This is a genomic window from Pseudoxanthomonas sp. 134C1, assembly GCF_057773065.1.
On sequence record NZ_JBYMTH010000002.1, the window covers coordinates 84121 to 97260 of the forward strand.

The 13140-nt window shown below is 67.8% G+C and carries 13 protein-coding genes; 10 read left to right on the forward strand and 3 right to left on the reverse strand.

Annotation, left to right across the window (positions count from 1 at the left end; all coding sequences use genetic code 11):
- Positions 1-78: 78 nt before the first annotated feature.
- From AC3DEZ_RS04275 to AC3DEZ_RS04290, 4 genes are read left to right on the forward strand one after another with little or no spacing between them, the layout of a single operon-like run.
- Entirely contained in the window at positions 79-1974 is a 1896-nt protein-coding gene (locus AC3DEZ_RS04275) for an ABC transporter ATP-binding protein (protein WP_488387126.1), read from the forward strand.
- A gap of 23 nt (positions 1975-1997) precedes the next feature.
- Positions 1998-3197 carry a PQQ-dependent sugar dehydrogenase gene (locus tag AC3DEZ_RS04280; RefSeq protein WP_488387127.1) on the forward strand — a complete coding sequence of 400 codons (1200 nt, stop codon included), beginning with the start codon at positions 1998-2000 and terminating at the stop codon, positions 3195-3197.
- On the forward strand, positions 3194-3574 hold the full coding sequence (locus AC3DEZ_RS04285; RefSeq protein WP_488387128.1) for a hypothetical protein: 381 nt from the start codon (positions 3194-3196) through the stop codon (positions 3572-3574). Before AC3DEZ_RS04280 ends, AC3DEZ_RS04285 begins: the two co-directional genes overlap by 4 nt.
- Positions 3571-4017 carry a PaaI family thioesterase gene (locus AC3DEZ_RS04290; protein WP_488387129.1) on the forward strand — a complete coding sequence of 149 codons (447 nt, stop codon included), beginning with the start codon at positions 3571-3573 and terminating at the stop codon, positions 4015-4017. Before AC3DEZ_RS04285 ends, AC3DEZ_RS04290 begins: the two co-directional genes overlap by 4 nt.
- Before the next feature lie 161 nt (positions 4018-4178).
- On the opposite strand, the gene AC3DEZ_RS04295 is transcribed toward AC3DEZ_RS04290, so the two are convergent.
- Genes AC3DEZ_RS04295 through AC3DEZ_RS04305 form a run of 3 tightly spaced genes read right to left on the reverse strand, consistent with a single transcriptional unit; the run spans position 4179 to position 6702 of the window.
- On the reverse strand, positions 4179-4733 hold the full coding sequence (locus tag AC3DEZ_RS04295) for a DUF488 domain-containing protein (RefSeq protein WP_488387130.1): 555 nt from the start codon (positions 4731-4733) through the stop codon (positions 4179-4181).
- Positions 4726-5523 carry an amidohydrolase gene (locus AC3DEZ_RS04300; protein ID WP_488387131.1) on the reverse strand — a complete coding sequence of 266 codons (798 nt, stop codon included), beginning with the start codon at positions 5521-5523 and terminating at the stop codon, positions 4726-4728. Before AC3DEZ_RS04300 ends, AC3DEZ_RS04295 begins: the two co-directional genes overlap by 8 nt.
- Positions 5524-5553: 30 nt before the next feature.
- Complete coding sequence (locus tag AC3DEZ_RS04305) at positions 5554-6702, reverse strand: pyridoxal phosphate-dependent aminotransferase (protein WP_488387132.1); 1149 nt, start codon at positions 6700-6702, stop codon at positions 5554-5556.
- A 67-nt stretch (positions 6703-6769) separates the two neighbouring features.
- Between AC3DEZ_RS04305 and AC3DEZ_RS04310 the strand changes: the two genes are divergently transcribed.
- The 6 genes from AC3DEZ_RS04310 to AC3DEZ_RS04335 all read left to right on the forward strand — a co-directional run bounded on the left by AC3DEZ_RS04310 (position 6770) and on the right by AC3DEZ_RS04335 (position 13137).
- Entirely contained in the window at positions 6770-7255 is a 486-nt protein-coding gene (locus AC3DEZ_RS04310) for a DUF3293 domain-containing protein (protein ID WP_488387133.1), read from the forward strand.
- 81 nt (positions 7256-7336) lie between these two features.
- On the forward strand, positions 7337-7981 hold the full coding sequence (gene ccmA, locus AC3DEZ_RS04315; protein ID WP_488387134.1) for a heme ABC exporter ATP-binding protein CcmA: 645 nt from the start codon (positions 7337-7339) through the stop codon (positions 7979-7981).
- On the forward strand, positions 7978-8661 hold the full coding sequence (gene ccmB / locus AC3DEZ_RS04320; protein ID WP_488387135.1) for a heme exporter protein CcmB: 684 nt from the start codon (positions 7978-7980) through the stop codon (positions 8659-8661). Before ccmA ends, ccmB begins: the two co-directional genes overlap by 4 nt.
- 13 nt (positions 8662-8674) lie before the next feature.
- Positions 8675-9352: a TetR/AcrR family transcriptional regulator gene (locus tag AC3DEZ_RS04325; RefSeq protein WP_488387136.1), complete on the forward strand. Its 678-nt coding sequence runs from the start codon at positions 8675-8677 to the stop codon at positions 9350-9352.
- A 181-nt stretch (positions 9353-9533) separates the two neighbouring features.
- Positions 9534-10592, forward strand: a complete 1059-nt coding sequence (locus AC3DEZ_RS04330) for a DmsE family decaheme c-type cytochrome (RefSeq protein ID WP_488387137.1) — start codon at positions 9534-9536, stop codon at positions 10590-10592.
- 10 nt (positions 10593-10602) lie between these two features.
- On the forward strand, positions 10603-13137 hold the full coding sequence (locus AC3DEZ_RS04335) for an MtrB/PioB family outer membrane beta-barrel protein (RefSeq protein ID WP_488387138.1): 2535 nt from the start codon (positions 10603-10605) through the stop codon (positions 13135-13137).
- Positions 13138-13140: the final 3 nt, after the last annotated feature.

The following is a 13140-nucleotide window of genomic DNA, read 5'->3' on the forward strand; positions in this document are numbered from 1 at the left end:
ACCGTCGGGCATTTCATGCGACGTGGCCGCATGGCCACGTCGTTTCCCGCGAACCGGGCCGAGCAGGCACAATGCCGCATGGCTTCCGCCCCCGTTCCCCCGGCCGCCGCCGGCACCAAGCCCCGGCGCGGCGAAAAGTCCGGTCCCAGCCTGCGCGATCGCTTCAATGCGATGCGCAACCTGCCACCTTTTCTGAAGCAGATCTGGGCGACCAGCCCCTGGCTGACCCTGGCCAGCCTTGGCCTGCGCCTGATCCGCGCGCTGCTGCCGGTCGCCACGCTGTACGTGGGCAAGCTGATCATCGACGAAGCGATCCGTCTGGTCGGTCTCGGACTGCCCCAGGCCGGATTGGCCGAGATCTGGCGCGACGGACAACTCGATACCCTGCTCGGTCTGCTGGCGCTGGAGTTCGGCCTGGCGATCCTGTCCGACCTGCTGGGCCGTTTCGTCAGCTACGCCGACGCGCTGCTGTCGGAGCTGTTCACCAACGCCACCAGCATCCGCCTGATGGAGCACGCGGCGCGCCTCGATCTGGAGGATTTCGAGGATCCGGACCTGCAGGACAAGCTGGATCGCGCGCGCCGCCAGACCATGGGACGGATGAACCTGATGAGCCAGTTGTTCGGCCAGGCGCAGGACGCGATCACGGTGATCAGTTTCGCGGCCGGGCTGCTGGTATATGCGCCCTGGCTGATCCTGCTTCTGGTCGTGGCGCTGGTGCCGGCTTTCGTCGGCGAGGCGCATTTCAACGCGCTGGGCTATTCGCTGAACTTCCAGTGGACGCCGGAACGCCGTCAGCTGGAGTACATCCGCCAGACCGGCGCGAGCGTGGAAACGGCCAAGGAGGTGAAAATCTTCAACCTCCACCGCTTCCTGATCGATCGCTACCGGCAGCTGGCCGAAGGCTTCTACCGCGCCAACCGCGCACTGGCGCGCCGCCGCGCCATGTGGGGCACGCTGCTGGCCGGCCTCGGCACGCTGGGCTATTACGTGGCCTATGGCTACATCGCCTGGCGCACGGTGCGCGGCGATTTCAGCATCGGCGACCTGACCTTCCTGGCCGGCAGTTTCCTGCGCCTGCGACAGTTGCTGGAGGGTCTGCTGATCGGCTTCTCGCAGGTGGCCGGGCAGGCGCTGTACCTGGAGGACCTGTTCTCGTTCTTCGAAATCCGTCCTGAAATCGTCTCGCCACCGAACGCCGCGCCGGTGCCGCGTCCGATCCGCGAAGGCTTCCGTTTCGAGAATGTCGGCTTCCGCTATCCCGGCGCCGAGCGCTGGGCGGTGCGCGGGCTGGATTTCCAGTTGCGCGCCGGCGAAGTGCTGGCGCTGGTCGGCGAGAACGGGGCCGGCAAGACCACCCTGGTCAAGTTGCTGGCGCGGCTGTACGACCCCGACGAAGGCCGCATCCTGCTGGACGGACGCGACCTGCGCGAATACGACATCGACGATCTGCGCGCCAGCATCGGTGTCATCTTCCAGGACTTCGTGCGCTATCACCTGACCGCGGGCGAGAACATCGGCGTGGGCCAGGTGGATGCCATGGACGACGACGCGCGCATCCGCGAATCCGCGCGCCGTTCGATGGCCGACGAGGTGATCGCGTCGCTGCCGAACGGTTACGACCAGTTGATCGGCCGCCGTTTCAAGACCGGCGTGGATCTGTCCGGCGGGCAGTGGCAGAAGATCGCCATCGCCCGGGCCTACATGCGCGATGCCCAGGTGATGATCCTGGACGAACCCACCGCCGCGCTGGATGCGCGCGCTGAATTCGAGGTGTTCCAGCGTTTCAAGGAGCTGTCCAGCAAACGCACCGCGGTGCTGATCTCGCACCGGTTCTCCAGCGTGCGCATGGCCGATCGCATTCTCGTGCTCAATGAAGGCCGCCTCGAGGCCAGCGGCACCCACGACCAGCTCATGGCCGAAGGTGGCCGCTATGCGGAGCTGTTCGAACTGCAGGCCGCCGGTTACCGTTGACCCAACCCCCAGGGAGATTTCCGATGCCCCATCGTTCCGTCCTCGCCCTTGCCCTGCTCGCCGTCACCGCGCTGTCCGCCTGCCAGGCACGCGATGGCGACGCGGCGGCGCCCGCCGCCGCGAAACCCGCGCCCGCGCAACCGCCGGCAGCGCGTGCCCTGTCCAGCGCGCTGGGCGACATCCAGGTCAGCGTGCTCGCGCAGGGACTGGATCATCCGTGGGGCCTCGCGCTGCTACCGGAAGGTGGCTTCCTGGTCACCGAGCGCTCGGGGCAACTGCGCCGGGTCGGCGCCGATGGCGCCATCTCCGCGCCGCTGGCGGGCGTGCCGAAGGTGTTCGCCGAAGGCCAGGGCGGCCTGCTCGACGTCGCCCTCGCGCCGGATTTCGCCGACAGCCATCACATCTACCTGAGCTACGCCGAACCGGGCGACAACGGCACCGCCGGTACCGCGGTGGCGACCGCCAGGCTGGGCACCGACGCGCTGGCGGAAGTGAAGGTCATCTATCGGCAGGAACCCAAGCTGGAGGGTCCCAACCATTTCGGCTCGCGGCTGGCTTTCGACGGCCAGGGCCACGTCTTCATCAGCCAGGGCGAACGCAACCATCGCCCCACCTCGCAGGAACTGGGCAAGCTGCAGGGCAAGCTGGTGCGGCTGAACCTGGATGGCAGCGTGCCACAGGACAATCCCTTCGTCGGCAAGGCCGGCGCGCGTCCGGAAATCTGGAGCTATGGGCACCGCAACATGCAGGGTCTGGCGATCGATCCACGCACCGGAAAACTGTGGGAATCCGAGCACGGCCCGCGTGGCGGCGACGAGATCAACCTGCCCCGCCCCGGACTCAACTACGGCTGGCCGATCATCACCCACGGCATCAACTACTCCGGCCTGCCCATTCCGGAAGCCCAGGGCCGCGAGAAACCGGGCCTGGAAGCGCCCTACCACGTGTGGGAGAAATCGCCGGGCCTCAGTGGCATGGCGTTCTACACCGGCCACGCCGGTTCGCCCTGGAACGACAGCCTGTTCCTGGGTTCGCTGGCCGAGCGCAACCTGATCCGCCTGAGCCTGAAGGGCGACGCGATCGTGTCGGAGGAGCGCCTGCTCAATGAAATCGGCGAGCGCGTGCGCGACGTGCGGGTGGGAGCGGACGGCAGCGTCTACGTGTTGACCGACGAGAACGACGGCAAGCTGCTGCGGATCGCGCCGCCGGAGGCGAAGCCATGATCCGCACCGGCCTGCTGCTCGCCATCCTCCTGCTGCCGCTCGCCGGCCTCGCGCAGACACCGCAGGTTTTTTCCGACGCCAAGGCGCGGGCGGATCGCGACGAGGCTTCGCTGGATCCGGCGATGCGCGCCGCCTTCCAGCAAGCGCAGTCGCGACAACTGGAAACCAGCGTCGCCAACTGTGCCGATCCGCGCCACGACACCGCCGCGTTCGTGATCGTCGTCGAGGTGGATGCGCGTGGCCGCGTCGTCCGCACCTGGCGCCAGGGCGACACCGCGCTGGCGGTCTGCGTCGAGAAGGAACTCAACGGGCGCTTCCTGGAGCCACCGCCGCGCGCACCGTTCCTGGCCGCCTTCGAACTGAGCTTCACGCCGTGAGCGCGGCCGACATCAATGCGCTGCTGCGCGCGCGGCTGCCGGCGGGCGCGCCGTTGCAGATTCCGCCCCCCTGCCTGCTGGACATGCTGGGTGAAGTGGTCGAATACGCCGAAGGCGAATCGCTGCGCATGCGTTTCCCGGTGCTGGCGCGCTACCAGAATCCGATCGGGCACATGCAGGGCGGCTTCATCGTCGCCGCGCTGGACAACACCCTGGGCCCATTTTCCTATCTGATCGCCCCGCCCAGCGCGACCACCTCGCTCAACACCCAGTACCTGCGCCCGGTGACGCCGGATGTGTCGCATATCGTTTGCACCGCGCGGCTGATCGAACGCACCCGTGGCCAGTTGCATCTCGCCGGCGAAGCGCGGGGCCCCGACGACAAGGTGCTGGCGCTGTGCCAGGCGGTCTGTCAGATCCTGCCGGAGCGACCCGTGCGCTGATGTGCTGCACGCCCTTGCGGGAGCGGCGTGAGTCGCGACCGGATGGTTGACCGGCACGGGAATGTCAACGTGATTCGCCCTGACAGGTAGCGGGACTGAAGGGATGCGCTCTTGGACATCCATCGCGACTCACGTCGCTCCCGCACAACTCTCGATCGGGATCAGAACAACTCGCCCTGCGGCGGCATCGGCAGAGAGTAGTCCAGGCAGCCATCCACCAGGCGCGCGGCGCGGGTCAGCGGGTGGATTTCATGCCGTCCGTCGTCGAGCAGATGGCGAACCTCCCAGCCATCGGCGGTGAACGCGTCGGCGATCAAACCGCGATGGCAGTTGCGCCAATCCGCCTCGGCGCACAGAAAGGCGGTCGGACGGCGCGCCGCGACCTCGGCCAACGCGGCGCGTGCCTCGATGAAGACCGGTGTCTGCATGTAGTCGGCATAGCCACGGAAGCCCGGTTGCCGCCAGGCGGTGTTCACCGAGTCCGGGCGCGGCTCCCGCCGTCCACCCAGCGAGGGCATCGGCCGGTAGTCGATGTCCCGTTCCGACAGGCCGCGCATCAGTGCGGGGCCGGCGAACTGAGGATAACGCTGCGAAGCGGCGTAGCGACGCACGTCGGCCACGACCTCGATGCCCGCGCCGGTGAGTATCGCCGCGAAGGCCTCCCAGTCGCGGCTGGAATGACCGAGGGTCCAGATGCGCCGGGTTGCTTCAGGCAAGTTCGAAACGATCCGCGTCGAGCATCGCCGGGAAACCTTCGCGATGCGCCGCGAGCGCTTCGGCCAAAATGGTCGTGGTGGTGACGCCCTCGCCCGGCCCCAGCTCCACCTGTGGCTGGCCGAGGAAATCGATCACCGCGCTGTCACCGGAATAGTCGAGCTTGTTGCCGTCGGTGCCGGCGCGATTGACCGCGGCGACGAAGCACAGGTTCTCGATGGCGCGCGCACGCAGCAGCGTGCGCCAGGCGTGGGCGCGCGCCGCTGGCCAGTTGGCGACGAAAATCTGCAGGTCGAAATCCAGTTGCCCCGGCCGCTCCACGTCGTAGCGGTTGCGGCAGAACACCGGAAAGCGCAGGTCGTAGCAGACCTGCGGATTGATCCGCCAGCCCTTCCATTCCACGGTCAGGCGCTCACGGCCCGCGGCGTAGCGCTTGTGCTCGTTGGCGTACCGGAACAGGTGGCGCTTGTCGTAGCTGTGCAGATCGCCGTCGGGCGTCGCCCACAACAGGCGATTGAACACGCCCTCGTCCGTGCGCAGTTGCACGCTGCCGGTGACCGCGGCGTCCAGTTTGCGGGCCTGCTCGCGTATCCAGGCGACGGTTTCGCCTTCCATGCCCTCGGCGCGATCGATGGCCTCGTTGCTGAAGCCGCTGGTGAAGGTCTCCGGCAGGATCACCAGATCCGCATGGCCCGCCAGCGGCGCGATCAGATCGCCGTAGTACGCGCGGTTGCCGGCCGGGTCATGCCAGCGGGTGATGCCCTGGACGAGGGAGAGGCGCAGGTCCTGCATGTCGGTGGAAATCCGTCGAGGAGGGAAAGATTACAGCTTCTTCAGGCGTTCGATGGCCGCGTCCAGCGTGGCCTCGTTCTTGGCGAAACACAGTCGCGCCAGGCGCTGTTCCGCCGGCGCGTTCTCGTAGAACGGCGACAGCGGAATCGCGGTGACGCCATGTTCGATGGTCAGCCAGCGAACGAACTCGGTGTCCGGCAGATCACTCACCGCCGAATAGTCCACCAGCTGGAAGTAGCCACCCGGTACCGGCAGCGGCTTCAGGCGGGTTTCCAGCAACTGCGCGCGGAAGCGATCGCGCTTTTCCTGGTAGAACGCGCCCAGCTGTTCGTAGTGTTCCGGTTCGTCGCGGATCATCGCCGCGAACGCGTGCTGGGCCGGGGCGAAGGTGCAGAACACGTTGTACTGGTGGACCTTGCGGAACTCGGCGCTCAGCGCGGGCGGCGCAATCGCATAGCCGATCTTCCAGCCGGTGCAGTGGTAGGTCTTGCCGAAGCTGGACACCACGAAGGCGCGCTCGGCCAGTTCCGGGTAGCGCAGCACCGACTCGTGCCGGCGGCCGTCGAACACGATGTGCTCGTAGACCTCGTCCGAGATCAGGAATATGCCCGTGTCACGCAGGAGGTCGGCCAGGGTTCGCAGATCCGCTTCGTCCAGCATCGCGCCGGACGGATTGTGCGGGCTGTTGATGATCAACAGGCGGGTGCGCGGGGTGATCGCGGCGTGGATCCTGTTCCAGTCCACCGCGAAGGTGTGCGGATCCAGCGCGACGTGGATCGCGCGCGCGCCGGCCAGTTCGATCGCCGGCTCGTAGCTGTCATAGGCCGGGTCCAGCACGATCACCTCCTCGCCCGGGCGCACCACCGCATGGATGGCGTTGAACAGCGCCTCGGTGGCGCCACTGGTGACGGTGATTTCGGTGTCCGGATTGACCTGGCGGCCGTAGCAGCGCAGCACCTTTTCGGCGATCGCCTGGCGCAGCGGCGCGACACCGGTCATCGGCGCGTACTGGTTGTGACCCTCGCGCATGGCGCGATCCAGTTCCTCGACCAGCCGTCGCGGCACCGCGAAATCGGGAAAGCCCTGCCCCAGATTGACCGCGCCGTGCTCGGCGGCCAGCTGCGACATGACGGTGAAGATGGTGGTGCCCACCTTGGGCAATTTGGTTTCGAGAGGCATCCGCCGGTCCGATCTCACAGGGGACTGCGGAGTGTACGCAATGAAGGTGTCCGGCGATGATGGGGCCATGAACGGATACAGCGTTCCCGATCCGGAAAAATGCCGGCTGGCGCGCGCCTGGTGCGCCGCCCGCTACGAGGTGTTGTCGGGTGAAGGGCGTTTCCCGCTGCGGATTGGCGCGCCGGCGACGGCACTGGAGGCGAGGTTCCCGGCGCGCGACTACCTGTGGATCACGGCCTGGAACCCGCCTCTGGCCCGTCGCACGGCGGAAGAGAACCGCCGGGCCGATCAGCGGCTGCGGGCCCACCTGCGGGAAACCGGCCACGTCCACCTTCCGGCGGGCGCCAGCGACGACACCGGCGGCTGGCATGAGCCCGGCTGGCTGGTGCTGGATCTGGCTCGCGACGACGCCGACGCGTTGGCACGCGCGTTCGCCCAGGGAGGGATTCTCCATTGGCGACACGGACAAGCGGTCCGCCTGCGCCTGATGTGGCCGCCGCCGTCCGGGCTGGCCCTGCTGCCCGGGTTTGCCGCGGTCGACTGGGCGGGATGAGCACCGGGGCCGGTGCGACGCCTCGCATACAATAGCCGGCTGATTGCCGCCGAGACCCGCCTTCCCCGAAGGCTCCGCCTGATGATCGATTCCGTTCCGAACCACCCGCCGCTGCTGGCCGCCCATGGCCTGACCTTTTCGCGCAACGACGAACCGGTGTTCGGCCCGCTGGAATTCGCGGTGGATGCCGGCGAGGCGTTGCTCGTCCAGGGCGGCAACGGCGCGGGCAAGACCACCCTGCTGCGCGTGCTGGCCGGGCTGCTGCGCGCCGACCGCGGCGACATCACCATCGACGGCCGTGCAGCCAACGCCACCCAGCGTTCGCGCGCGATTGCCTATCTGGGCCACCTGCCCGCGCTGAAGGCGGATCTGGACACGCTGGAGAACCTCAACTTCCTGTGCGGCCTGCACGGCCGCCGCGCGCGCCAGATGCCGGGCAACGCGCTGGCGATGGTCGGTCTGGGCGGCTACGAGGACGCGCTGGCGCGGCAGCTCTCCGCCGGCCAGAAGAAGCGTCTGTCACTGGCCCGCCTGTGGCTGTCGCCGGCGCCGCTGTGGCTGCTGGACGAGCCCTACGCCAATCTCGACCTGGAGGGCATCAACCTGGTCAACCGGATGATCTCCGCGCACCTGCGCAGCGGCGGCGCCGCGCTGGTCACCACCCATGGCGCCTATGCCGCGCCGCCGGTGCAGACCCGCATGCTGATGCTGGGAGGTGCGGCATGAGCGCCCCCGGCCTGTTCGCATCGGCGTCGGCGCTGGTGGTGCGCGATCTGCGGCTGATGTGGCGCCGTCGCGGCGACGCGTTGCAGCCGGCGCTGTTTGCCCTGCTGGTGGTGGTGGTGTTCGCGCTGGGACTGGGTGGCGAGCCGGATGCACTGGGCAAGGTGGCCTCGGCGGTGATCTGGGTGGCGGTGTTGCTGGCCGGCCTGCTGTCGCTGGACACGCTGTTTCGGGGCGACGCCGAGGATGGTTCGCTCGAGCAATGGATCCTGGCGCCGGTGCCGCTCGCCTGGCTGGTCGCGGTGCGCGTGCTGACCCACTGGGCGACCACCGCGCTACCGCTGATCATCGTCACTCCGCTGCTGGGCGAACTGCTGCATCTGCCGCGCGCGCAGTTGCCGGCGCTGCTGGCCTCGCTGGTGCTGGGCACGCCGCTGCTGAGCCTGCTCGGCGCGGTGGTCGCGGCCTTGACCGTCGGCATGCGACGCTCCGGGATCCTGGTCGCGCTGTTGGCGTTGCCCCTGTATGTGCCCATCCTGGTCTTCGGCGCGGGCAGCGTCGCGGCCAGCGCGCAGGGCCTGGACGGCGGCGGCGCGTTGCTGCTGCTCGGCGCCGGACTGGTGCTGGCGCTGGTGCTGGCGCCGCTGACCGCCGCCGCCGCGATCCGCATCGCCCTCAACTGACGCGCTTCCGCCCATGACGGATTTTCCCGACCACCCGCAGCATCCGTCCGAGAAGGGTTCCCGCCCGCGCACCGACGTATCCGGCCGGGTGGAGCTGCGCATCGAGAAGTTCATCGAGGCGGCCACCGAGGTGTTCCTGGAGAAGGGCTATCGCAATGCGCGCCTGAATGACGTGGTTGCGCGTTCGGGAGGGTCGTTGTCCACGCTCTACAACGCATTCGGTGACAAGCACGGCCTGGCCCTGGCGATCATGAAGCGCAGCATCGCCGCGTTCGGTGAAGGCCTGGAAATGCTGTATCGCTCCGACCTTCCGCCGGAGCAGGCGCTGCCGCTGGCCGCCGAGCGCATGGTCGAGGAGATCCTGTCGCCCGGCCGGATCGTCACCCACCGCATCGTGATCGGCGAAGGCCTGTGTTTCCCCGAGCTCCGCGACTGGTTCATGGAGCATGGCGTGACGCCGGCAGAGCGTCTGCTCACCCAATACTTCGAGCGCGAAAAGCGCAGTGGCCGGCTGATCCTCGAACATCCCGCGATCGTCGCGGATCGCTTCTACATGATGGTGTTCGGCGGAGTGATCCTGCGCTCGGTCAACGGCCGCATCGGCGTGGCCGACCGGCCGCGGGTGAAAGTGGAAGCCTGTGAAGCAGTGTCGATTTTCCTCGAAGGCGTCCTGCCCCGGCCGCGCGCCTGATCGGCGACCTTTCGGCCGGAAATCCCCCCTGCCCGTCCCGCTTGTCCGACCGGAACACATACCGGGCGATGCTGCATCGCAACTTGATCTCCTTGAAATATTCATTCAGCGTTTATCGTAATGAACGTTACAAGCCCTGCGGCGAGCCAGCTCTGGCCAGCCAGGCGCAAGGGAGAGAAGGATGCGGCGCGCACTGTTGGGTCTGATGTTTGTATTGGCGGCGGCGGCCATGCTCGGTGCGAGTTGGCTGGCGCCGGTGATGGCGCAGAGCGCCCCGACCGGTTTTGACCCCTCGAAACTCCCCGGCACCCATTTCGGCAGCCAGGACGGCACCGCCCACAACTTCGCCGACGCCCCCGGCTTCGCCTTCGCGACCGTCCCCGCCAACCCGTTGCAGCCCACCGCCAGACCGATCGGCGAAGCCACCTGCACCGCCTGCCACACCAAGGAGCAGGACAACTTCGCCCACAGCACGCATGCGTTGGGCATGCAGGTCGCGCGGCAGGCCAATCCGGATACCCCGACCTGCGAGGCGTGCCACGGCCCGGGCTCGGCACACGCCCAGAACCCGACCGCCAAGGGCAGCATCATCGCCTTCACCCATGACGGCGGTACCCCGGTGTCGGCGCAGACCGGCAGTTGCCTGGGCTGCCATGCCGGCGGTCCGCGCGACAGCTGGCTGGGTTCGGTGCACCAGCGCAACGACCTGTCGTGCAGCGATTGCCACAACCCGATGGCGCGCCTGTCCGCCGAGGGCCTGACCGCGCGTCAGTCGGTGAGCGAAACCTGTGCGACCTGCCACAAGGATGTCCGCCAGCAGTTCAACCGCCGCTCGCACATGCCGTTGCCGGAAGGCGAGATGACCTGCGCGGACTGCCACAACCCGCACGGCACCCTCAACGCTTCGCTGCTCAAGACCGACACCGTCAACGAGACCTGCTACCAGTGCCACGCCGAGAAGCGCGGCCCGTTCCTGTTCGAGCATGCGCCGGTGCGCGAAAGCTGCCTGAACTGTCATACCCCGCATGGTTCCAACCAGCACGCGCTGCTGGTGGCGCCGGTACCGATGCTGTGCCAGCAGTGCCACTCGCATACCCGCCATCCCAACGACCTGCTGACCAGCGCCTCGCTGGGCAACGGCCCGGCGCCGGACGAACGCCTGATGGGACGCGGCTGCCTGACCTGCCATGCGCAGATCCACGGCTCCAACCACCCGTCCGGTCCCCGTCTCCACAAGTAGCGGAGGGAGCATGATCGTCTCGATCTTCCGCACGTCCCGTCGACCGCGACTGGCCGTGCTGGCCCTGGCGTTGTCACTGGCCGGCGTGGCCCAGGCGCAGGACAGCGGCGTGGGCACGGATCTGCATTTCGGCAACGCGCTGGATACCACCGGCATGCGCGGCATCGGTTGCGACGCCGATGGCATGAGCTGGCTGCGCGCCGGCTCCCGGCGTACGCCGACCGGTTTCCTGTACCCCTGCGCGCCCGCCTGGCCCGAGCTGAAACCGCATGGCGAATGGGCCTACGAAGGCAGCATCGGGCTGGGCTATCTGCATGTCTCCGGCGACGAGCGCGCGACCCAATGGCGGCGCTTCAACGATTTCGACGATGGCGTGATGGTGGATGCGCGCTTCCGACTGCAGCGCGCCAGCGACGGCAGCTACCTGGATTTCCGCGCCAGCCGCATCAACGAGCACAACCAGTTCTATCGCGCGGTGTTCGGCCGCGCCGGCAAGTTCCGGGTGCAGGCGTTCGTGCGCAGCCAGCCCAACGTGACCAGCGGCAACGCACGTTCGATCTGGGACGGCGTCGGCAGCCAGCACCTCACCCTGGCCGGCGGCCTCACGCCGGCCGCCAGCACGCCGGCGCAGGTGGCCGCGGTGGTCGGCGCGCAGCCGGAACGCTTCCTGCGCGTGGTCCGCGACAAACAGGGCGTGGGCATCAACTACTTCCTCAATCCACGCTGGGCCGCGTATTTCAACGCCAGCCACGAACAGCGCGAAGGCGCGCGTCCGTTCGGTGGGCCATTCTTCTTCAACTATCCCTTCCCGGCCAACGGCGGCATCTACGAGATTCCGCGTCCCATCGACGACAGCACGGTGAACGTCAATGGCGGCCTGCGCTTCACCGGCAACCTGTGGCGGATGGACGTCAGCTATAGCGGCTCGTTCTTCCGCAACCGTTTCAACAGCTACGACTACCAGGTGCCGTTCGGCCTTTACTCGGTCGTCCCCGGCGTGACGCCGCCGCCACGCACCAGCGGCGAGTTCGCCTACGAGCCGGACAACGACTACCACCAACTGCGCGCCGTGTTCACCCGCAAGCTGCCCTGGAATGGCGAACTGACCTTCAACACCTCGCTCGGCACGATGCGCCAGAACGAACGCCTGTTGGCGCCGATGAACTGCCAGGGCCAGTTCGGCCTGCCGATCGGGCCGGGTTTCCTGTTCGAATGCGCCGACTGGAACACGCCGGACGCGCTGTCGCGCAAGACCGCGGATCTCGGCATCGACACCCAGCGTCTGGACGTGCGCGCGGTGTTCCAGCCGAACACCCGCCTGACGCTGCGCGGCCAGGCCAAATACTACCGGGAGGACTACGACGGCACCTACCAGGCGTACAACCCGCTGACCGGGCAGTGGGGCTACGTGGCCGAGAACGGTTCGCAGGGCAGCGTGGTCCCCGGCGAGGCCGGCGTATGGGATCCGCTGCTCGCGCCCTCGGTCATCACCCGCGTGCGCAATCTGCCGCTGGACAAGGAAACCCAGGAGGTTTCCATGGGCCTGGACTGGCGCCCGAACGCGCGCCACACGCTGGGCGCGACCTATACCCATACGGCCATCGAGCGTGCCCACCGCGAGGTCGCGACCACGCGCGACGACAGCGTGCGCCTGACCTGGAACAACCGCGCCCGCGAATGGCTGACCCTGCGCGCCAACTACACCTATCTGGATCGCAGCGGCAGCCGCTATTTCTACGATCCCTACGAGTTCACCTTCTCCACCGACCTGCCCGGCTTCGTCGAGCCCGCCGGCGGCGTGCCGGCGCATACGGTTTCCGCGCTGCGCAAATACGATCTCGCCAGCCGCACCCAGCACAAGCTCGACCTGATGGCGACCTTCATCCTGCCGCGCGAAATGACCCTGTACGCATCGTTGCGCGGTGAACGCAACGACTACGATGCGGAACTGGGCCGTCAGGACTACGACACCCGCGGTGCCAGCCTGCAGTGGGAATGGCAGCCCGCCACCACCACTGCCGCCAGCGCCTGGCTAGGCTACGACCATTCGAATCTTGGCATCGCCAACGTCAACGACGGCACGCCCACTCCGGATCCCGCCCTGGGTGGCGCGACCTATCCGCAGGCCAACCGGTGGTGGCTGGACGACGTCCAGCGCAACCGCTATGCCGGCATCAATCTGAACCAGGCCATCGGCCGCGCCAACCTGGACGTGGCCTGGAACTGGACCGATTCGCGCGGCACCACCCGCTATCGGTTCGCCTCGCCGGGCGCGCTGGCCAATCCGGCGCTGGCGGCCTCGGCCGACGGCCGCTATCCGCCGATGATCTACCGGGTGAATTCACTGTCGATCGGATTGAGCTTTCCGCTCAACGCGCGTACCCGCATGCGGGTGTTCGACATGTACGAACGCGGCCGGCTCTCGGACTGGCATTACCTGGGATTCGATGAGACGCGCGTGTTCGATCATCGCGTCTACACCGATGGCGGCCCCGGCGACTATCGGGTCAACCTGATCGGCATGAGCCTGGAGGTGTCGCTGTGAAGA